Origin of the sequence: Pseudomonas fortuita (assembly GCF_026898135.2) — a bacterium.
In the GTDB taxonomy this organism is placed as follows: Bacteria; Pseudomonadota; Gammaproteobacteria; order Pseudomonadales; family Pseudomonadaceae; genus Aquipseudomonas; species Aquipseudomonas fortuita.
The window spans coordinates 1,404,604-1,425,228 of sequence record NZ_CP114035.2 but is presented as its reverse complement, the minus strand read 5'-3'; the positions used below and the strand labels follow the sequence as shown (position 1 = coordinate 1,425,228).

Genomic DNA, 20,625 nt, shown 5'->3' with positions numbered 1-20,625 from the left:
ATCAGCTCTTCTTCATTGCTGCGTGGAGGGCGCTTTCGATAGCGCGGCCTCGCGGTGTCAGAGGGGCGTGATCGATCACGCCATGCTGCGGGTCAACGACCACACTGGCCGGATCCGGAGCTAACAAGTTGCGTAGTTTGGCACTCAGCCAGGGGCTTCGGTTCAACACGGCAAGTGCCAGACGCCGCACCGCCGGGCGGCGTGCCACCCACAGGCGGGCGTGCGGCGCCGCGTAGCGCAGTTTAAGCCGCAGCCACGTCTTGCCATGGCGAGCCGGCCACAGCACGACCCGCCCAGTCACCCGCAGTGGGCCGGTAATACGCCAAGATGTACTGCTACGCATGGCCTCAACTTGCTGCTCCGCACCCTGGGCACGCATGTGCTGCCAATGGCAGTTCTCCAGTGCCGCCTTGCGTTCCTGGGCCATGGCCTCAGCCTGAGCCTGAGCCTGGTTCAGGGCCTCCTGCAACGCACCGCATTGGCGGTGCAAGGCTTCGGTAGTGGCTTCGTAACTGTCCTTGAGCGCCATTAACTGCTGGGTTTGCTGCTGGCTGACCTCGGCCATCAGCCGCTGGAACTCGGCGGGTTCGAAAAAGGTAGCCCGCACCGCCTCAACACTGCTCTCCAACTGCCCCAGACGACGCTCGATGGCCTGGTCATAGCGCACTGCCATGTCGTCAAGCGACAAACCGTATGACGCTTCGAACACCGCCTCGAACATTTCCAGTTGGTGGGCGTCGGCTTGCTTCTGGGCCACCACAGCATAGTCGGGGCTGGCACCGGACAGCACTTCGCGCACCCCTACCTTGACCTGCTCATCATGCAATGAGGGCGCTTCCTGGAGGCGTACCACCTTGGAACGGGCAAAGCCGGTGTGCTCGGTGAGGAACGACATCAGCAAATTCGGGATTGGCTGATCGTGGGTCGGGTCCAGATAGAAATTGTTGGTACCCACCATGACGTTTTCGGCGTTGGGGGTTTCCAGAATCAACATTCCGCCCGGGCGCAATACGCGCAGCGCCTCGGTGACCAACTCACCCAGCACCGGGAATGGCACATGCTCGGCGATATGGAAGCCACTCACAACCACCTGGCTGGCATCTGGCAACGCTTGCAGGGCCTGCAACGCATCGCCTTTTTGCGCAGGCAGGCCCAGCGCCTGGCAGGCCTCCAGCATGCCGTCATCCAGGTCGACGCCCATCGGCTCGAAGCCTTCGCGACGCATCAACTCCAGCCATTCGCCACGGCCGCAGCCAATGTCGAATACCGGGCAGTCGGTGTAGATTTGCTTCAGAGGTTGCAGAAACGGCAAGTACGCTTCAAGCCGCTGGGTGATGAGCTCCCTCGACCCGCGATAGCGGTCTTCGAAAGCCCGGTAGAAACCAGCATTCATCAATTGCACTCCACGGTCGGCGGGATCCACGCCAGGCCTACGAAGGTTCGTTCGGACATGTTCACTACGTTGAAGACCAACGCCAGGTCACGCCACTCATAGTTATCGGCAATATGGGTGTCGCTCGCATGCAGCGCGATGGCCACTGAATATGAGCCAACGCCCAGGTTTGCAGGAAAGCGGAAACTGTACTTCAGCAATGCACCTTCGGCCAAATTCGTGCGAATGCATTGCAGGTGATGGGTATTGGTGCCGAACACGTCCTGGCCGAGGCGGTCCTTGATCACGTAGCCCACTACCAACTCGGGCAGTGGCGCATTGACCCTGACTTGAATATTCAAGCAAACATCTTCGCCCACCGAGACGTACTCGACCGGCGCACCTTCAGCATTATGCAGCGCTACCGTCTCGATGCTCGCCTTGCCGCTGCCAGATCGGGTCTGCCGGGTACCATCGGACAAGGTCTGGACCTCGACGGTGGCGTTCTCCTTTTGGGCGATGATAGCGTTGTAATAGTCCATCACCTCCTCGGGTGGGCCATCTTTGATCACCGTACCGCCGTCCAACAGGATCGCGCGATTGCAGAGGGCCTGGATCGAACCACGGTCGTGGGAGACGATCAGCAATGTGGTGCCGGCTTTCTGGAATTCCTTGATACGGCCAAAGCTCTTGTGCTGGAAGTAGCTGTCGCCTACCGACAAGGCTTCATCAATGATCAGGATCTCGGGGCGGAAGGCGGTGGCCACCGCGAATGCCACCCGCATCTGCATGCCACTGGAATAGGTGCGCACGGCCTGGTCGAAATACTCACCGATTTCCGCAAATGCCTCGATATCATCAATTACCGCGTCGATCTGCGCGGTGGTGAAGCCCATCAACCCGGCGGCATGATAGGCATTCTGCCGGCCGGTCAGCTCACCATTGAAGCCCATGCCCAGTTCAAGGATGGCAGCGATGCGACCATTGACGTGAACCTTGCCTTCGGTGGGCTGCAAGGTGCCGGTAATCATCTTCAACAAGGTCGATTTGCCAGCGCCGTTCTGACCCACCAGGCCTATGGCTTCACCGGCCTGAATGTTGAAGCTGATGTGCCTGAGCACCCAATGCTCGCTACTGGCCTTGACCGGCAGGTAGAACCAGCGAGCGATGCGCTGCCATTCAGAACGGTAGCTGCGGTAGGCCTTGCCTACGTTGTTGACGGCCAACAGGGTCATAGGGAGTCCACCATTTCGGCAGAGGCACGGCGGAACAGGAACAGGCCAGCCACCATCAAACCCACGGCAATGGCGAGCACCACCCCGAGCTGGGCAACTTCAGGCGCCTGCTTGTAAACCAGCACATTGTGATAGGCGGTGACGATGGGGTACATCGGGTTAACATCCAAAGTGCCTTTCAGGTAATCCGGCACAATGTTCACCGAGTACACAATGGGCGTGAACCAGAACCAAACCTGCATCACGATAGGTACCACCTGGCCGATATCCCGCAAGAACACGTTCAGCACACCCAGCACCAGGCCGATACCAACTGCCAGTGCTACCACCAACAGGGTCAAGGGCATCAGCCAAAGCATCTGTGCGTCAGGGGCGTGGCCTAGCACGGCAAACACGATCATTACTGCAACAAACAGCAGCAAATTATTGAGTAAGCACGACCCCACCACGATCACTGGGAGCGCGATGCGCGGGAAGCGCATCTTCTTCATCAGGTTGCCCTGATCGATGAACACCGAAAGGCAGCGCTGGATAATTTCTGAGAACAGGTTCCAGGCCAGGATGCCGGCGATCAGGTACAACGCGTAGGCGTACTTGTTATCGATGCCCGGCAGGCGCGCGCCCAATACGTTGGACAGGATCAACGCATAAATCGCAACCTGGGCCAGGGGGTGGATGATCATCCACAAGCCACCCAGCTTGCTGCGTGCGAACCGGGAAATGAACTCGTTCTTGATGGACGTGAGGATGAAGCCTCTGTAATCCCAGACGCCCCGAAACATGCCAAACATAATTATCCTTGAATCAGGCGGGCGATTTCTGCGACACGCTCAGCGACCAGCGCCTCGTCGCCACGGCTCTCCACGTTAAGCCTCAGCAGCGGCTCGGTGTTGGAACCGCGCAAGCTGAAACGCCAGTCGGCAAACTCAACGCTGATGCCGTCAGTGCGGTCGACGGTGGGCTCATATGGCAGGTAGAACGCCAGGATTTTGTCGATGGTCGCCTTTACGTCAGCCACCTCGTAGTTTATCTCGCCGCTGCAGGGGAACCTGGCTATGCGCTCGTCCACCAGTTGCGCCAATGTCTTGCCGGTGGCGCTCATCAACGCCGCTACAAGCAACCACGGGATATTGCCGCTGTCGCAGTAGGCAAAATCGCGGAAGTAGTGGTGAGCGCTCATTTCCCCGCCGTATACGGCGTCTTCTGCGCGCATGCGTTCTTTGATGAACGCATGCCCAGTCTTGCTCTGGATCGCCACACCGCCGGCAGCTTGCACCTGCTCGATGGTGTTCCACGTTAGCCGCGGATCGTGAATGATCTTGCTGCCTGGATGCTTGGCCAGCAGCATTTCAGCGAGCAAGCCAACCACGTAGTACCCTTCGATGAAACGACCGTGGCTGTCGAAGAAAAAGCAGCGATCAAAGTCACCATCAAACGCAATCCCCATGTCGGCGTTGGTATCAATTACTGCCTGACGGGTAAGCTCACGGTTTTCTGGCAGAAGCGGGTTGGGAATACCATTGGGGAAATTCCCATCTGGCTGGCCATTGATAATGGTCATGTGCAGCGGCAACTTAGCGCTGAGCAATTCAAGCACTGGCCCGACGGCGCCATTGCCCGGATCGGCCAGTACCGTTAAAGGGTTGAGGGCAGACACGTCGATGTAGCTGAGCAAGTGGTCGATATAGGCGCTTTTGTCAAAAGCCTCACTGACGCTGCCCGGGATGGCTGCCACCTGGCCAAGATCGCCCGCCTCGACACGCTGGCGGATATCGTTCAAGCCGGTGTCGCCACTGATGGGACGGGATTGTTCACGCACCAGTTTCATGCCGTTGTAACCCTTGGGGTTATGGCTGGCAGTGATCATGATGCCGCCGTCGGCCTGATGATGGCTGGTGGCGAAGTAGACTTCTTCAGTACCGCACAGCCCGATGTCGATCACATTGACCCCGCCCTGGGTCAGCCCCTTCATGAGCGCTAACGACAGGCCCGGGCTTTCAAGACGCATGTCGCGCCCTACTACATAGGTGCGTCCACCCAGTTCGGCCACGATGGCACGGCCTATGCGATATGCCACATCATCATTGAGGTCAGCGGGCACTTGGCCGCGAATGTCATAGGCCTTGAAGCAACGGGTCTGGATAGGTGGGTACATAGGTCTCACTTGGTGCGGTGACACCTGCGCGTCACCGATCAGAACTGGGATAGCAAACAGCCGACAACGGGTTGCGACCACAGGCCGGCCCTGTACCTCGTTGGGCAGCGGCCGACCCTGCGGACCACCTGGATTCAGGCGTCGCAACGACCGTAGTTGTCTTCGAAGCGAACGATATCGTCTTCGCCGAGATAATCACCGCTTTGTACTTCAATGAGTACCAAGTCAATGACACCCGGGTTTTGCAAACGGTGCTTGTGGCCGGCACGAATGAATGTGGACTCGTTGGTATTAAGCATCAATTCCTGGTCGTCATTGACAACCACTGCCATGCCGCTGACGACGATCCAGTGTTCACTGCGGTGATGATGCATTTGCAGCGACAGCGATGCCTTGGGCTTTACTACGATGCGTTTGATCTTGAAACGTTCGCCATCCTCCAGGGTGGTATAGGTACCCCACGGACGATGAACGGTCTGATGCAACAAGTGTGCGGCGTGGCCGTCACTCTTCAGGCGCTTGACGATGTGTTTCACATCTTGGGCATGATCTTTGTGGGCAATCAGGAATGCATCAGGTGTATCGACCACAAGCAGGTCCTGTACGCCAACCAGTGCCGCCAGGCGATCCTCGGAGCTGACATAGTTGTTACGCGCTTCGTAGGCTATGACCTCGCCTTCGAAACGGTTGCCATGCTCATCAGGCGGGGTCAGCTCGCTGACCGCGTTCCAGGACCCGATGTCGCTCCAGCCAATATCGCAGGGAATGGTCGCGACCTTGCGCGAACGCTCCATCAAGGCGTAATCGATGGAGATGTCCGGCACGCTGGCAAAGCTATCGGCGTCCAGGGCAAGGCAACTGTAGTCCTTGGCCGTGGAGCTGCGAGATGATTCCAAGGTAAGTGCAACGGCCTCCAGCACATCAGGCGCATGCTCCTTGAATTCTTCTAACACAGCGCCTACTTGGAAACAGAACATCCCGGCGTTCCAGAAGTAGTTGCCTGCCGCTACATATGACTCCGCAGTTTTGGCGTCAGGTTTTTCAACAAAACGCTCAACTTTCAAACCGCCTTCCAGCAAACCTTCAGCTGTGGCTTCGATATACCCGAAGCCTGTTTCCGGGTACTGGGGCTTGATGCCGAAAGTCACCAACCACCCCTGTTCGGCCAACTGTATGGCTTTGCGAACAGCTTCGGAGAAAGCAGCTTCGTTCTGGATAAGGTGGTCAGCCGCCAATACCAGCATAAGCGCCTGAGGCCCATACGAGGCTTGCAGCTTAAGGGCAGCCGCGGCTACCGCAGCAGCGGTGTTTCGGCCGACAGGTTCAAGAATGTAGCCCTGGGGGAGACCCTTGGTATTAATGGTCCGGTATTCGTCTTCGGTTTTGAACAGCAATTCGCGATTGGTGACAGTCAGCACCTCAACAACACCTTCCAGCCACGCAGCGCGCAAGAAAGTCTTTTGAATAAGGTTCTGCCCATCAGGCAAAGACATGAACGGCTTCGGATGAGCCTCACGAGAAACTGGCCACAAACGGCTGCCAACACCACCGGATAGAATAACCGGGATCAATTCCATATTTGGATCCTTAAGGCCTCTTAGAATTAGCTCAAGAGGCCGGCATGAGTCTTTTTTTGATCGCTGCCGCGATGGCTCACGACAACGCTTATTTACGCGCCCAGCGTGTGTAATCCTTGGCTATCCATAGGCTCAAGACGCAAGCTTCGACCCTTAGGATACCAGAGATTGCTATTCGTAGCTGCCTGGCTGACAGCAGGCGCCGCAGGGTGAATCAGCATGCCACTCATCGCAGCACTCAGCTGCCGACAGCTCATGTAAACAATAGTGAGCATCAGACAACGTGCTGGCACATCGTTCCCTTGGGACAGGGCTTTAAATTGCAACACGTATGCTAGTCATCCACTTTCTGGCTTTCATCCGCCCCCTCAGGGCAGCGACAAGCGCGGCCTTGGCGGCGGGCTCTCCATGCACCAGCACAACCGTATCAGGCGCTTGATCCATACCACTAGCAAAGTCAACCAGCCCTGCTTGATCAGCATGGCCACTATAGCCGCTGAGCGTAACCACTTTGGCGCGCAGGTCATGCATTCGCCCATCCAGGTCAATCTGCACAAACCCTTCTGCCCCTTCACTCGCCTGTATCACCGCCCCCGGCGTACCCTTGGCCTGATAGCCGACAAACATCACCTCATGCCGTGCATCCCCGAGCATAGCCTTGAGGTAATTGACGATGCGCCCACCCGAGCACATGCCATTGCCTGCTATCACGATCGCCGGTCGCCCGGTGCTTTTGAGGTAATTGACCACCTGCTGATGCCGGGCATGGGTATCCACGCTGATCAACTGGCTGAAATCCAGTGGGTCTCGCCCCTTGGCAAGTCGCACCCTAGCCTCGGCATTCCAGTAGCCGTGCAGTTCCCGGTACACGCTGGTGATGCGCTGAGCCAAGGGCGAGTCGAGGATGATGGGCAATTGCGACCAGTCGAGCGGGTCACCATCAGGCCCGGGATCAGCGCCGCCCAATAAAGCCTTGCGATGGAGGATGTCTTCCAGCTCGTACAGCAGTTCCTGGGTGCGGCCCAGGCTAAACGCCGGGATGAGGATGGTGCCTTTGTCAGCCAGGGCGCGATCGATGGCGCCTTCCAGCCGTTGCCTGCGGTCGCCGGCCTGGGCATGCAGGCGGTCGCCATAGGTACTTTCCAGCACGAGCACATCAGCACGCTCCGGCGGCTGCACCGGGCGCAGCAACGGGTTGCCACACGCACCCAGGTCGCCGGAAAACACATAGCGGCTATTGGCCTGACCATGCTGCATGTCGCACTCGACATAAGCCGAACCCAACAAATGCCCGGCGCGCTGCAGGCGAATACGACAAGCCAGACCAGGGCCCTCGACCACCGCGTGCCACTGCTCAAAAGGCAGCGGCACGATAAGGTCACGGATGAATTCGATATACCGGGCTACCTGCGCAGGCTCGCTGCTGATGCTTAATTTGTAGGCATCTTCCAGTACAAGGGGCAGCAGCCGGGCAGAAGGTTCACTGCACAGGATGGGGCCACGATAGCCGGCGGCCAGCAGCGCGGGAATGCGGCCAACGTGGTCAAGATGAACATGGGTGATGACCAGGGCCTGAATGCCCAGTATGCCGAAGCCGAGTGCCGCGCTTTCCGCACCCGTCGCAGCCTCGCTCCCCTGCTCAAGCCCGCAATCGATCAGCAGACTGGTGGACGGGTCAAGGTGCAACTGGTGGCAAGACCCGGTAACGCCGCGGGTACCACCGTGATGGGAAAGGCTGGGATATTCCATGCTGCACACACTCGCCGGGGCCGAAAATGAAGTGGGCTATTACTCCATGAGGGCAGGTGCATGCATAGGTGAGACTTTCCTAAGAGGATGTAGGAAATTTCCTTAGTTGCTGTTGAGTGCCGCCTGACGGGCAGACTCCCTGATCTTGCGCTTGCTGCGCTGCACGCCATAGGCGCCCAGCAAGGGCCCGACTGCCAGGCCAATGACCAGTGCTGCCAGCACAAGTACGGCAACCGGCATTTCCGGCGCAGCCCAGCCGAACAGAACCAGCGACACGGCTTGCTGGTTCTCCAGCACGAAGAACAGCACCACGGCCGCCAACAGCAGCACGAACACCGCCGCCAGGGCGCGCTTGAGGTTACGCATCAGATTGCTCCTTGAGTGCTCAGGCTTCAGCCTCGTCATCTTCGTTGACCCGGTCGCGCAGCTCTTTACCGGGCTTGAAGTGCGGCACAAACTTGCCATCGAGGCTGACCGACTGACCGGTCTTGGGGTTACGGCCCACGCGCGGGGCGCGATAGTGCAGCGAGAAGCTGCCAAAACCGCGAATTTCGATGCGATCGCCAGTGGCAAGGCATTGAGACATCTGCTCAAGCATGGTCTTGATGGCCAGCTCCACGTCCTTGGGCGAGAGCAGGCCCTGATGGGTGACAATACGTTCGATCAGCTCCGACTTCGTCATATTTTTCCCTTCGTTATCAAGCAGCTAGATCATTGCTTAACCAGTTTGTAGCACGCTGGGAGGGATTTGAACAGGGTGGTTCTTGACTTAATAAAAAAATTCAAGATTGAAGTTTTGCAAGAATGGTCTAGCCGGCGGGGATTGACGGGGCCTGGCGAGGAATTTGCGCTGGTGCAACCATCGAGCGCCGCCCGCGCGGCGCATCGCGAGCTGCGCTCGCTCCTACGGTTGTTTCGGGCCAGTTATTTCTGCGGGATTTGCGCGCGGGCGCCTTGGCGCATGGCACGATCTCGCGTCGTACAAACAAGGCGGTCGCGCGCGCCTGCCACAGGTATAACTGGCCCGAAACAAATGTAGGAGCGAGCGCAGCTCGCGATGCGCCGCGCGGGCGGCGCTCGATTTCTGCAGCCCCCTAAAACTCACGCCAAACATACCCGGCCATTGCGCAACCTCCTGCCATACGGTGTGGCTCTAAAGGTATGGCGGTAGAGGTATGTCGCCTGGGAGATCGAGCGCCGCACGGGCGGCGCATCGCGAGCTGTGCTCGCTCCTACGGTGATCCAGGCGGTCGCCTTGGTGCGCGTTTACATACTGCAAATTTCTATCGAATCGATTCCCGCATGGGCTGGCTACGCTAATCCAGCACACACTCGCTCAAGGATGAACGCAATGCCCAACCCTCATGGTTGCAGGCTTCGCCGCGCAAGATGCTCGGTGCCTGGCAGGCTCTATATGCTGACTACCGTCACTCACCTACGCAGGCCTTTGTTTCATGACCTCCACTTTGCACGACTGGTCATTCAGAACCTTCGTTACGCGGAAGAACAACACCACTGCCGATCACTGAGCTGGGTCGTAATGCCAGACCACGTGCATTGGCTGATTGAGTTGAAAGATGTGACGCTTGGAACACTGATGCAACGTTTCAAATGCCAGTCCAGCAATGCGCTGCACAAGGCAGGGGCAAAGGGGAAGCCGGTGTGGCAGGCAGGCTATTACGACCGGACCTTGCGCAAGGACGAGGATGTTTTAAAGGCCGCGAGATATATCGTTGCCAATCCAGTAAGGGCAGGATTGGTGGCCACGGTTGGTGATTATCCGCATTGGGATGCGGTGTGGCTTTAAAGTATGACGGTAGCGGGGCGCCGCCTGGGAGATCGAGCGCCGCCCGCGCGGCGCATCGCGAGCTACGCTCGCTCCTACGTTTGTTTCGGGCCAGTTATTTCTGTGGGATTTGCGCGCGGGCGCCTTGGCGCATGGCGCGATATCGCGTCGTACAAACAAGGCGGCCGCGCGCGCCTGCCACAGGTATAACTGGCCCGAAACAAACGTAGGAGCGAGCGCAGCTCGCGATGCGCCGCGCGGGCGGCGCTCGGTCTCACTAGCGATAAACCCCTTACGGCGAACACCTCCACCCCACCACACAACCAACAGAAGCAAAAAAAAGGGCGACCCGAGGGTCGCCCTTTTTACCGATCAAACAGAACTTAGTTCTGCTTGGCCATTGCTTCGCGCAGCAGCGCAGCCATGGTGGTGTCGGCAGCAGCTTCCGGAGCGTTTTTCAGGCTCTGGATAGCTTCGCGCTCTTCAGCGTCGTCTTTCGATTTGATCGACAGGCTGATAACGCGGGACTTGCGGTCAACGCTGATGATCTTGGCTTCGATCTCTTCGCCTTCCTTCAGAACGTTACGCGCGTCTTCAACGCGGTCACGGCTGATTTCGGAAGCTTTCAGAGTAGCTTCGATGTCGTCGGCCAGGGTGACGATGGCGCCTTTGGCGTCAACTTCTTTCACGATGCCCTTGACGATAGCGCCCTTGTCATTGACAGCAACGAAGTTGGAGAACGGATCGTCTTCCAGCTGCTTGATGCCCAGGGAGATGCGCTCGCGCTCTGGGTCGACCGACAGGATGACGGTTTCCAGCTCGTCGCCCTTCTTGAAACGACGTACGGCTTCTTCGCCGGTTTCGTTCCAGGAAATGTCGGACAGGTGAACCAGACCGTCGATGCCGCCGTCCAGGCCGATGAAGATACCGAAGTCGGTGATCGACTTGATGGTACCGGTGATCTTGTCACCCTTGTTGAACTGGCCGGAGAAGTCTTCCCATGGGTTGGACTTGCACTGTTTGATGCCCAGGGAGATACGACGACGCTCTTCGTCGATGTCCAGAACCATGACTTCCACTTCGTCGCCAACCTGAACGACTTTCGACGGGTGGATGTTCTTGTTGGTCCAGTCCATTTCGGAAACGTGTACCAGACCTTCAACGCCTTCTTCCAGCTCAGCGAAGCAGCCGTAGTCGGTCAGGTTGGTAACGCGAGCTTGTACGCGAGTACCTTCTGGGTAACGGGCAGTGATAGCTACCCACGGATCTTCGCCCATCTGCTTCAGACCCAGCGAAACGCGGTTGCGCTCGCGGTCGAACTTCAGAACGCGTACGTCGACTTCGTCGCCAACGTTAACGATTTCCGAAGGGTGCTTGATGCGCTTCCAAGCCATGTCGGTGATGTGCAGCAGGCCGTCGATACCGCCCAGGTCCACGAATGCGCCGTAGTCGGTGAGGTTCTTGACGATACCTTTGACTTGCTGGCCTTCCTGCAAGGTTTCCAGCAGGGCTTCGCGCTCGGCGCTGTTCTCGGCTTCCAGCACGCTGCGACGCGAAACAACAACGTTGTTGCGCTTCTGGTCCAGCTTGATGACCTTGAATTCCAGCTCTTTGCCTTCCAGGTGGGTGGTGTCGCGCACAGGGCGGACATCAACCAGGGAGCCCGGCAGGAACGCACGGATGCCGTTAACGTCGACAGTGAAGCCGCCTTTAACCTTACCGTTGATAACGCCCTTGACCACTTCTTCGGCGGCGAAAGCTGCTTCCAGAACAATCCAGCACTCGGCGCGCTTGGCTTTTTCACGGGACAGTTTGGTTTCGCCAAAGCCGTCTTCGACCGCGTCCAGCGCAACGTGAACTTCGTCACCGACCTTGATGGTCAGCTCGCCAGCTTCGTTGTAGAACTGCTCGAGCGGGATGACGCCCTCGGACTTCAGGCCAGCGTGTACGGTAACCCAGTCGCCGTCGATGTCGACAACGATACCGGTGATGATCGCACCCGGCTGAAGATTGAGGGTTTTCAGGCTTTCTTCAAAGAGTTCTGCAAAGCTTTCGCTCATTTTAATTCCTGTAGATTCGGGCGAAACAAACGCCCATAACCACATTCCAGACAATGTGGGTTCGTTTTAAGTAAAGGAAAGCCGGCAGGACGTTGACTGGTGCCCCTGCCTGCTTTCCTGGCGATCAGATGAGGTCGCGCTGGGCGATCTCGCTTCTGATACGTTGCAACACCTGCTCGATGGACAACTCGGTAGAGTCCAACTGAATGGCATCGGCCGCCGGCTTCAGCGGGGCCACTGCACGTTGGGTGTCGCGCTCATCGCGCGCACGAATCTCATCCAGCAGACTCGACAGACTAACATCTTCACCCTTGCCCTTCAACTGCAGGTAGCGGCGACGTGCCCGCTCCTCTGCGCTGGCAGTGAGGAAGACCTTCAACGGCGCGTCGGGGAACACCACGGTACCCATGTCGCGACCATCGGCGATCAACCCCGGCATATCGCGAAATTCACGCTGACGCACCAGCAGCGCATCACGCACTGCCGGCAGCGAGGCGACCATCGACGCGCCCGCGCCAACGGTTTCGGTGCGGATGACGTTACTGACGTCCTCACCCTCGAGGATGATCTGTTGCAGCTTACCGGGCTGGGCTGCGATGAACTGCACATCCAGATGGGCGGCAAGCCGGGTCAGCAGCTCTTCGTTGGTCAGATCGACGCCATGATTGCTGGCGTTGAACGCCAGCAAGCGGTACAGCGCGCCGGAGTCCAGCAGCTTCCAGCCCAGCTCGCGGGCCAGCAGGCCGGCGACCGTGCCCTTGCCCGAGCCGCTTGGCCCGTCGATGGTGATGACCGGTACCAGCGAATTCACGACTTGCCCTCTTCCGCCACGCGGATACCCACTTCGGCGCACAGCGCCAGGAAGTTGGGGAACGAGGTGGCGACGTTGGCACAATCGTGGATGCGGATAGGCGCGCTGGCGCGCAACGAAGCGACGCTGAAGGCCATGGCAATACGGTGGTCACCGTGGCCATGCACTTCACCACCACCCAACTGGCCACCCTCGATGATGATGCCGTCCGGGGTCGGTTCGCACTTGATGCCCAAGGTAATCAGGCCGTCAGCCATGACCTGGATACGGTCGGACTCTTTCACCCGCAGCTCTTCTGCGCCACGCAGCACGGTACGCCCTTCGGCGCAGGCGGCAGCCACGAACAGTACCGGGAATTCGTCGATGGCCAGCGGCACCAGCTCTTCGGGGATGTCGATACCTTTCAGCCTGGCACCGCGTACGCGCAGGTCGGCCACTGGTTCGCCGCCGACTTCACGCTGGTTCTCCAGGGTGATGTCGCCCCCCATCAGGCGCAGGATATCGATGACACCGGTACGGGTCGGGTTGATGCCAACGTGTTCCAGCACCAGCTCGGAACCTTCGGCGATGGAGGCCGCGACCAGGAAGAACGCTGCCGAAGAAATGTCGGCCGGTACTTCGATGCGGGTAGCGGTCAGCTTGCCACCGGACTGCAGCGAAGCTACCGGGCCGTTGCTTTCGACTGTGTAGCCAAAGCCACGCAGCATGCGCTCGGTGTGATCACGGGTAGGCGCAGGCTCGGTGACAGTGGTCTTGCCTTCAGCGTACAGGCCAGCCAGCAGCAGGCAGGATTTGACCTGGGCGCTGGCCATCGGCAGCGTGTAGGTCAACCCTTTGAGCTTGTGGCCACCGCGGATGGTCAGCGGCGGGCGCCCTTCCGGGCCGGTCTCGACCACAGCCCCCATTTCACGCAGCGGGTTGGCCACGCGGTTCATCGGGCGCTTGGACAGCGAAGCGTCGCCAGTCATGGTTACGTCGAACGACTGGCCGGCCAACAGGCCCGACAGCAGGCGCATCGAGGTGCCGGAGTTGCCCACATACAGCGGCCCGGGCGGCGGCTTCAGGCCGTGCAGGCCTACACCATGAATGGTGACGCGACCGTGGTTGGGGCCTTCAATGACCACACCCATGTCCCGGAATGCCTGCAGAGTCGCCAGTGCGTCTTCACCTTCGAGGAAGCCTTCGACTTCGGTGGTGCCTTCGGCCAGCGAGCCGAGCATGATCGAGCGGTGGGAAATCGACTTGTCGCCCGGTACGCGGATTCGCCCGGACAGGCGGCCACCCGGTTGGGCCAGGAAAATCAGATCGTTGGCGTTCATAGCGTCCACATAGGCCCGGCGGGCCAGGATTTTACTAAAATGCTCGCGGGCAACACGTGCACGGGTGAATACACCCAGCAACTGGTGCCCGTCCCCTTCAGCGATCGCGTCGCGCAAGGCGTCGAGATCGCTGCGATATGTATCGAGTGTGCGCAGGACAGCGTCGCGGTTGGCGAGGAAGATGTCATGCCACATGGTCGGGTCGCTGCCGGCGATTCTTGTGAAATCGCGGAAGCCTCCCGCAGCGTACCGGAAGATCTCGAGGTTTTCATTGCGCTTGGCCAGCGAATCGACCAAACCAAAGGCCAGCAGGTGCGGCAAGTGACTGGTGGCTGCCAGCACCTCGTCATGGCGCTCGACCGACATGTGCTCCACGTCGGCATCCAGCGCACGCCACAGCCGGTCGACCAGGGCCAGCGCGGCCGGGTCGGTTTCGGCCAGCGGCGTCAAAATCACCTTGTGCCGACGGAACAGGGCGGCGTTGGAAGCCTCCACGCCGCTTTGCTCGGAACCGGCGATGGGGTGGCCAGGGACGAAGCGTGGCAGCCGCTGGCCGAAGACCGAACGCGCCTCACGGACGACATTACCCTTGGCACTGCCAACATCGGTAATGATCGCATCGCCCAGATCGAGCCGGGCCAGGACGGCCAGGACTTTTTCCATGGCCAGGATGGGTACGGCCAGCTGGATGACATCGGCACCAACACAGGCTGCGGCGAGGTCTTCTTCGCAGCGGTCGACCACGCCCAGGGCCACGGCCTGCTTGCGCGAAGGCGCGTCCAGGTCGACACCGACCACTTCGCGGCACAGGCCGCTTTCACGCAGGCCCTTGGCGAACGAACCACCGATCAGGCCGAGGCCGACCACGACCAGGCGGTTGATGATCGGCTCAGGTTTGGTTTTTGCTGCTTTTACCACTGGTGCGAACCCTGTTCTGAAATCTGGACAGCCTGCTGGACCCTACGGCGCCGCTTCGCGACCCTTTCGCGGCACAAGGCCGCTCCTACAAGGACCCTGCAGGAGCGGCCTTGTGCCGCGAAAGGGCTGCAAAGCAGCCCCAAGGGCCTTGAATCAAAGCACCGCCTTCGGATAAGAGCCCAGCACCTTCAGCGCCACCGCCTCCTGGCTGATCTGCTCGAGCACCGCCTTGATCAGCGGGTCGCGGTGGTGGCCAACGAAGTCGATGAAGAACACGTAGGTCCACTTGCCACTGCGCGACGGGCGGGTCTCGATGCGGGTCAGGTCGATGCCGTTCTGGTGGAACGGCACCAGCAACTCGTGCAAGGCACCTGGCTTGTTGCTCATCGAGACAATGATCGAGGTCTTGTCATCGCCAGTCGGCGGCACTTCCTGGCTGCCGATCATCAGGAAGCGCGTGGAGTTGTCCGGGCGGTCTTCAATCTTTTCGGCCAGGCGGGTCAAACCATACAGGTTGGCCGCCATGTCACCGGCGATCGCCGCCGAGTTCCACTCACCCTTGACCCGCTTGGCCGCCTCGGCATTGCTCGACACGGCCACGCGCTCCACGTTCGGGTAGTGGGCGTCCAGCCACTTGCGGCACTGGGCCAGCGACTGGGCGTGGGAGTAGATGCGGGTGATGCTGTCGGTCTTGGTGTTTTCGCCTACCAGCAGATGATGGTGGATGCGCAGCTCGACTTCACCGCAAATCACCATGTCGTGCTCAAGGAAGCTGTCCAGCGTGTGGCTGACAGCACCTTCGGTGGAGTTTTCCACCGGCACCACGCCAAAGTTGACGGCACCGGCCGCCACTTCGCGGAACACTTCGTCGATAGCGGCCATTGGCCGGCTGATCACAGCGTGGCCGAAGTGCTTCATGGCTGCGGCCTGGGTGAAGGTACCCTCTGGGCCGAGATAGGCGATTTTCAGCGGCTCTTCAAGGGCCAGGCACGACGACATGATTTCGCGGAACAAACGCGCCATCTCTTCGTTGCCCAGGGGCCCCTTGTTGCGCTCCATCACGCGCTTGAGCACTGCGGCCTCACGTTCGGGACGGTAGAACACCGGCTTCTCGCCTTCTTTCAGCGAGGCGGTCTTGACCCGGGCGACTTCTTCAGCGCAACGGGCACGGTCGCTGATCAGCTCGAGAATCTTTTCGTCGAGGCTGTCGATGCGTACGCGCAGCGCCTTGAGTTCCTGTTCGGACATCAGCCGTGCTCCTTCTCGAATTCGGCCATGTAGCCAACCAAGGCTTCCACAGCCTCAAGGCCCAGGGCGTTGTAGATGGAAGCGCGCATACCGCCCACCGAACGGTGGCCCTTGAGGTTGAGCAGGCCACGGGCATCGGCGCCGGCGAGGAAGGCCTTGTCCAGGCGCTCGTCAGCCAGGCGGAACGGCACGTTCATCCACGAACGGGCGTTGACGCTGATCGGGTTGGTGTAGAAATCGCTGTTGTCGATGAAGCCGTACAGGCGGTCTTTCTTGGCGCGGTTGCGCTGTTCCATGGCGTCGACGCCACCCTGCTCCTTCAACCACTCGAAGACCAGGCCCGAGAGGTACCAGGAATAAGTGGCCGGGGTGTTGTACATCGAGCCGTTGTCAGCCGAGACCTTGTAGTCGAGCATGGTCGGGCAGCTGCTGCGGGCATGGCCCAGCAGGTCTTCGCGAACGATGACCACCACCAGGCCGCTGGGGCCGATGTTCTTCTGCGCGCCGGCGTAGATCAGGCCGAACTGCGACACGTCGATGGGGCGCGAGAGAATGTCGGAGGACATGTCGACCACCAGGGGCACATCACCAGTCTGCGGCACCCAGTCAAACTGCAGACCACCAATGGTCTCGTTGGACGCATAGTGCACATAGGCGGCGTTTTTGGTCAGATTCCAGTCGTTCTGGCCAGGGATGCTCAGGTAGTCGTAGGGCTTGGCACTGGCGGCGACGTTGATGTGGCCGAAGCGGCGCGCTTCTTCGATGGCCTTTTTCGACCAGATACCGGTTTCGATGTAGTCGGCAGTGCCGTTTTCCGGCAGCAGGTTCAGCGGAATTTCGGCGAACTGCTGGCTGGCGCCGCCCTGCAGGAACAGCACCTTGTAGTTGGAGGGGACGGACAGCAGGTCGCGCAGGTCCTGCTCGGCCTTTTCGGCGATGGCCACGTAGTCGTCGCTGCGATGGCTCATTTCCATCACCGACAAGCCCTTGCCGCGCCAGTCCAGCATCTCGGCCTGGGCGCGCTGCAACACAGCATCAGGAAGCGCGGCAGGGCCTGCGCAGAAGTTAAAGGCTCGTTTGCTCACATCCACTCTCGCTCTGCCAAATAGAACAAAATCATAATTCGGTGGCCACATTCCATGCAGGATCGGTGGCGCCTGCATCGCGGGCAAGCCCGCGCCTACACAGGCAAACGGGGCGACCTTGGTCGCCCCGTCCGGGTTTACGCTCGCTTACTCCTGCGGGGCCTCTTCGGCACCCGCAGCGTCTTCATTGTCTGGCGCTTCAGCCTCGGTGCCCTCCTCGTCCACCTCGATCACTTCATCGAGTTCGTCCTCGGACGGCTCCTGGATCCGCTCCAGGCCCACCAGTGTTTCATCCGCCGCCAGCTTGATCAGCGTCACACCCTGGGTGTTACGGCTCAGGCTGGACACTTCGCCAACACGGGTGCGCACCAGGGTGCCCTGGTCGGAAATCAGCATGATCTCCTCGCCTTCCTGCACCTGGATAGCACCGATCAGCAGGCCGTTGCGCCCTTTGGTACCCATGGCAATCACGCCCTGGCCACCACGGCCGCGACGCGGGAACTTGGACAGCGGGGTGCGCTTGCCGAAGCCACGCTCGGAGGCAGTGAGAATCTGCGAACCGGACTCCGGGATCAGCATCGAAATGATCTGCTGGCCTTTGCCCAGCTTCATGCCGCGAACACCACGGGCAGTACGGCCCATTTCACGCACTACGCTCTCGGCGAAACGGATGACCTTGCCGGCGTCGGAGAACATCATGACTTCTTTGGCGCCGTCAGTGATGGCCGCCGCAATCAGGGTGTCACCTTCCTTCAGCTTCAGGGCGATCAGGCCGTTGGAGCGTGGGCGGGCGAACTGCACCAGCGGGGTTTTCTTGACGGTACCGGAGGCCGTGGCCATGAAGATGTAGGCGCCTGTCGGCTCTGCCACCCACTCTGCGGTGTCGCCATCTTCCTCGTCGACTTCCTCGGCCTCTACCAACTCACCCTCGAGCACGGTGTCATCAGCGTCTTCCAGCTCTTCGTCAAGGTCAGCGTTCTGCTGCAGCGCTTCGAGGTCGATCTGCAGCATGGCGGTGATGCGCTCACCTTCCTCCAGCGGCAGCAGGTTGACCAGCGGGCGACCACGGGCAGCGCGGGACGCTTCGGGGATTTCGTAGGTCTTCTTCCAGTACACCTTGCCCTTGCTGGAGAACAGCAACAGGGTGGCATGGCTGTTGGCGACCAACAGGTGCTCGATGTAGTCCTCGTCCTTCACGCCGGTCGCCGACTTGCCTTTACCGCCACGGCGCTGGGCCTGATAAGCGGACAATGGCTGGGTCTTGGCATAACCACCGTGGGAGATGGTGACCACGCGCTCTTCTTCCGGGATCATGTCGCCGTAGTTGAGGTCGTGGCTGGCATTGAGAATTTCGGTGCGGCGCACATCGCCGTATTCGGCACGGATGGCTTCCAGCTCTTCGCGGATCACTTCCATCAGGCGCTCTGCGCTGCTGAGGATGCGGATCAGCTCGCCGATCTGCTCGAGGATTTCCTGGTACTCGGCCAGCAGCTTCTCGTGCTCAAGGCCGGTCAGGCGGTGCAGGCGCAGGTCGAGGATGGCCTGGGCCTGTTCCGGCGACAGGAAGTACTTGCCGTCATGCAGGCCGTACTGCTCCGGCAGGTCCTCAGGGCGGCAGGAATCGGCGCCGGCGCGCTCGACCATGACCTGCACGGCACTGGATTCCCACGGCGTGGAAACCAGGGCTTCTTTGGCCTCGGACGGGGTTGGCGACGCCTTGATCAGGGCGATGACCGGGTCGATGTTGGACAGTGCAACCGCCTGGCCTTCAAGGATGTGGCCACGCTCACGGGCCTTGCGCAGCTCGAATACGGTACGGCGTGTCACCACTTCACGGCGGTGACGGACGAACGCTTCGAGCAGGTCCTTGAGGTTGAGCAAACGCGGACGGCCGTCGATCAGGGCGACCACGTTGATGCCGAACACGCTCTGCAGCTGGGTTTGCTGGTAGAGGTTGTTGAGCACCACCTCCGGCACCTCGCCGCGGCGCAGCTCGATGACGATGCGCATGCCGTCCTTGTCGGACTCGTCGCGCAGCTCTGTGATGCCTTCGATCTTCTTCTCTTTTACCAGCTCGGCGATCTTCTCGATGAGGCGCGCCTTGTTCAGCTGGTACGGCAGCTCGGTCACGACGATCTGCTGACGGCCGCCAACCTTGTCGATGTCTTCGATTTCGGAGCGGGCACGCATGTATATGCGGCCACGACCGGTACGATAGGCCTCGATGATGCCCTGACGGCCGTTGATGATACCGGCAGTCGGGAAGTCCGGCCCAGGGATGAACTGCATCAGCTCATCGATGGTGACTTCGGGGTTGTCGATCAGCGCCAGGCAGCCGTCGATCACTTCACCGAGGTTGTGTGGCGGAATGTTGGTCGCCATGCCCACGGCGATACCGCTGGATCCGTTGACCAGCAGGTTGGGAATACGGGTCGGCATGACCGCCGGGATCTGCTCGGTGCCGTCATAGTTGGGCACCCAGTCGACGGTTTCCTTGTGCAGGTCGGCCAGCAGCTCGTGAGCCAGCTTGGTCATGCGCACTTCGGTGTATCGCATGGCCGCAGCGTTGTCGCCGTCCACCGAACCGAAGTTGCCCTGACCATCGACCAGCAGGTAGCGCAGCGAGAACGGCTGGGCCATACGCACGATGGTGTCGTAGACCGCAGTGTCGCCGTGCGGGTGGTACTTACCGATCACGTCACCGACCACACGGGCGGATTTCTTGTACGGCTTGTTCCAGTCGTTGCCCAGTTCGCTCATCGCATAGAGAACGCGACGATGCACGGGCTTCAAGCCGTCACGCGCATCGGGCAGCGCTCGCCCGACAATCACGCTCATCGCGTAGTCGAGGTAAGACTGTCTCAGTTCGTCTTCGATATTGACCGGGAGGATTTCTTTGGCCAGTTCGCCCATGAGAAGCCTGATTCCTTTTTCTGGTGAAACTTCGCAGCTCCATCAAGGGCCGAACGAAGCTCGCCGCCGCAGCGCATAAGGGTGCGACGACTTACGACAAATCAATGAGTTGTGCCATGGATCTGCGCAATGAAGGCCGCCGTGATGAGCGGTCTTGGAAACTGCCGGATGTTATCACAAAGGCGGGGGCGGTGGGGAGAGGTGGCACGGGGTGCTTGCCTTGAATATTGTGTCGCCTGGGAGAACGAGCGCCGCCCGCGCGGCGCATCGCGAGCTGTGCTCGCTCCTACGTTTGTTTCGGGCCAGTCAAGCCTGTGACAGGCGTGCGCGACCGCCATTTTTGTACGGCACGATAGCGTGCCATGCGCCAAGGGGGCCGCGCGCAAACGGCACAGGA

General features: G+C 60.0%; 15 protein-coding genes. 1 reads left to right on the top strand and 14 read right to left on the bottom strand.

Annotation, left to right across the window (positions count from 1 at the left end):
* Position 1: 1 nt before the first annotated feature.
* From OZ911_RS06490 to ihfB, 8 genes are all read right to left on the bottom strand, one after another.
* Positions 2–1,393 (bottom strand): class I SAM-dependent methyltransferase, encoded by a 1,392-nt coding sequence (locus OZ911_RS06490; protein WP_016485366.1) that lies wholly within the window; start codon positions 1,391–1,393, stop codon positions 2–4.
* Complete coding sequence (locus tag OZ911_RS06485) at positions 1,393–2,607, bottom strand: ABC transporter ATP-binding protein (protein ID WP_016485365.1); 1,215 nt, start codon at positions 2,605–2,607, stop codon at positions 1,393–1,395. Before OZ911_RS06485 ends, OZ911_RS06490 begins: the two co-directional genes overlap by 1 nt.
* Positions 2,604–3,398 carry an ABC transporter permease gene (locus OZ911_RS06480; RefSeq protein WP_016485364.1) on the bottom strand — a complete coding sequence of 265 codons (795 nt, stop codon included), beginning with the start codon at positions 3,396–3,398 and terminating at the stop codon, positions 2,604–2,606. The genes OZ911_RS06485 and OZ911_RS06480 overlap by 4 nt, the downstream gene beginning before the upstream one ends.
* A 2-nt stretch (positions 3,399–3,400) precedes the next feature.
* Positions 3,401–4,762 (bottom strand): phosphohexomutase domain-containing protein, encoded by a 1,362-nt coding sequence (locus OZ911_RS06475; protein WP_016485363.1) that lies wholly within the window; start codon positions 4,760–4,762, stop codon positions 3,401–3,403.
* Between the two features lie 134 nt (positions 4,763–4,896).
* Positions 4,897–6,339: a mannose-1-phosphate guanylyltransferase/mannose-6-phosphate isomerase gene (locus OZ911_RS06470; RefSeq protein ID WP_023047799.1), complete on the bottom strand. Its 1,443-nt coding sequence runs from the start codon at positions 6,337–6,339 to the stop codon at positions 4,897–4,899.
* A gap of 315 nt (positions 6,340–6,654) precedes the next feature.
* A complete protein-coding gene (locus OZ911_RS06465; protein WP_033731681.1) occupies positions 6,655–8,088 on the bottom strand; it encodes an MBL fold metallo-hydrolase RNA specificity domain-containing protein in 1,434 nt (477 codons plus the stop codon).
* A 102-nt stretch (positions 8,089–8,190) separates the two neighbouring features.
* Entirely contained in the window at positions 8,191–8,454 is a 264-nt protein-coding gene (locus tag OZ911_RS06460; RefSeq protein WP_016485360.1) for a lipopolysaccharide assembly protein LapA domain-containing protein, read from the bottom strand.
* A gap of 19 nt (positions 8,455–8,473) precedes the next feature.
* The gene (gene ihfB / locus OZ911_RS06455) at positions 8,474–8,770 is read right to left on the bottom strand and encodes an integration host factor subunit beta (protein WP_016485359.1); all 297 of its coding nucleotides are present in this window, start codon (positions 8,768–8,770) and stop codon (positions 8,474–8,476) included.
* A gap of 669 nt (positions 8,771–9,439) precedes the next feature.
* Here ihfB and OZ911_RS06450 point away from each other — a divergent pair.
* Positions 9,440–9,895 (top strand): REP-associated tyrosine transposase, encoded by a 456-nt coding sequence (locus tag OZ911_RS06450; RefSeq protein WP_023047801.1) that lies wholly within the window; start codon positions 9,440–9,442, stop codon positions 9,893–9,895.
* A 362-nt stretch (positions 9,896–10,257) separates the two neighbouring features.
* Here OZ911_RS06450 and rpsA read toward each other — a convergent pair whose 3' ends face one another.
* The 6 genes from rpsA to gyrA form a co-directional block, all read right to left on the bottom strand.
* Positions 10,258–11,934, bottom strand: a complete 1,677-nt coding sequence (gene rpsA / locus OZ911_RS06445; protein WP_003252673.1) for a 30S ribosomal protein S1 — start codon at positions 11,932–11,934, stop codon at positions 10,258–10,260.
* A 124-nt stretch (positions 11,935–12,058) separates the two neighbouring features.
* Positions 12,059–12,745, bottom strand: coding sequence for a (d)CMP kinase (cmk, locus tag OZ911_RS06440; protein WP_016485358.1), 687 nt, complete (start codon positions 12,743–12,745; stop codon positions 12,059–12,061).
* Positions 12,742–14,982: a bifunctional prephenate dehydrogenase/3-phosphoshikimate 1-carboxyvinyltransferase gene (locus tag OZ911_RS06435; protein ID WP_016485357.1), complete on the bottom strand. Its 2,241-nt coding sequence runs from the start codon at positions 14,980–14,982 to the stop codon at positions 12,742–12,744. Before OZ911_RS06435 ends, cmk begins: the two co-directional genes overlap by 4 nt.
* 153 nt (positions 14,983–15,135) lie before the next feature.
* Complete coding sequence (gene pheA, locus OZ911_RS06430) at positions 15,136–16,230, bottom strand: prephenate dehydratase (protein WP_016485356.1); 1,095 nt, start codon at positions 16,228–16,230, stop codon at positions 15,136–15,138.
* Positions 16,230–17,315 (bottom strand): 3-phosphoserine/phosphohydroxythreonine transaminase, encoded by a 1,086-nt coding sequence (gene serC / locus OZ911_RS06425; protein ID WP_024717769.1) that lies wholly within the window; start codon positions 17,313–17,315, stop codon positions 16,230–16,232. The genes pheA and serC overlap by 1 nt, the downstream gene beginning before the upstream one ends.
* 147 nt (positions 17,316–17,462) lie before the next feature.
* Positions 17,463–20,228, bottom strand: coding sequence for a DNA gyrase subunit A (gene gyrA, locus OZ911_RS06420; RefSeq protein ID WP_023047424.1), 2,766 nt, complete (start codon positions 20,226–20,228; stop codon positions 17,463–17,465).
* Between the last annotated feature and the right edge of the window lie 397 nt (positions 20,229–20,625).

Bases quoted from the DNA above. Each gene is read 5' to 3' on its own strand.
- OZ911_RS06470 (WP_023047799.1), bottom strand. From the start codon at position 6,339: ATGGAATTGATCCCGGTTATTCTATCCGGTGGTGTTGGCAGCCGTTTG.
- OZ911_RS06480 (WP_016485364.1), bottom strand. From the start codon at position 3,398: ATGTTTGGCATGTTTCGGGGCGTCTGGGATTACAGAGGCTTCATCCTC.
- ihfB (WP_016485359.1), bottom strand. From the start codon at position 8,770: ATGACGAAGTCGGAGCTGATCGAACGTATTGTCACCCATCAGGGCCTG.
- pheA (WP_016485356.1), bottom strand. From the start codon at position 16,230: ATGTCCGAACAGGAACTCAAGGCGCTGCGCGTACGCATCGACAGCCTC.
- OZ911_RS06485 (WP_016485365.1), bottom strand. From the start codon at position 2,607: ATGACCCTGTTGGCCGTCAACAACGTAGGCAAGGCCTACCGCAGCTAC.
- OZ911_RS06465 (WP_033731681.1), bottom strand. From the start codon at position 8,088: ATGGAATATCCCAGCCTTTCCCATCACGGTGGTACCCGCGGCGTTACC.
- gyrA (WP_023047424.1), bottom strand. From the start codon at position 20,228: ATGGGCGAACTGGCCAAAGAAATCCTCCCGGTCAATATCGAAGACGAA.
- OZ911_RS06450 (WP_023047801.1), top strand. From the start codon at position 9,440: ATGCCCAACCCTCATGGTTGCAGGCTTCGCCGCGCAAGATGCTCGGTG.
- rpsA (WP_003252673.1), bottom strand. From the start codon at position 11,934: ATGAGCGAAAGCTTTGCAGAACTCTTTGAAGAAAGCCTGAAAACCCTC.
- OZ911_RS06490 (WP_016485366.1), bottom strand. From the start codon at position 1,393: ATGAATGCTGGTTTCTACCGGGCTTTCGAAGACCGCTATCGCGGGTCG.
- OZ911_RS06460 (WP_016485360.1), bottom strand. From the start codon at position 8,454: ATGCGTAACCTCAAGCGCGCCCTGGCGGCGGTGTTCGTGCTGCTGTTG.
- OZ911_RS06475 (WP_016485363.1), bottom strand. From the start codon at position 4,762: ATGTACCCACCTATCCAGACCCGTTGCTTCAAGGCCTATGACATTCGC.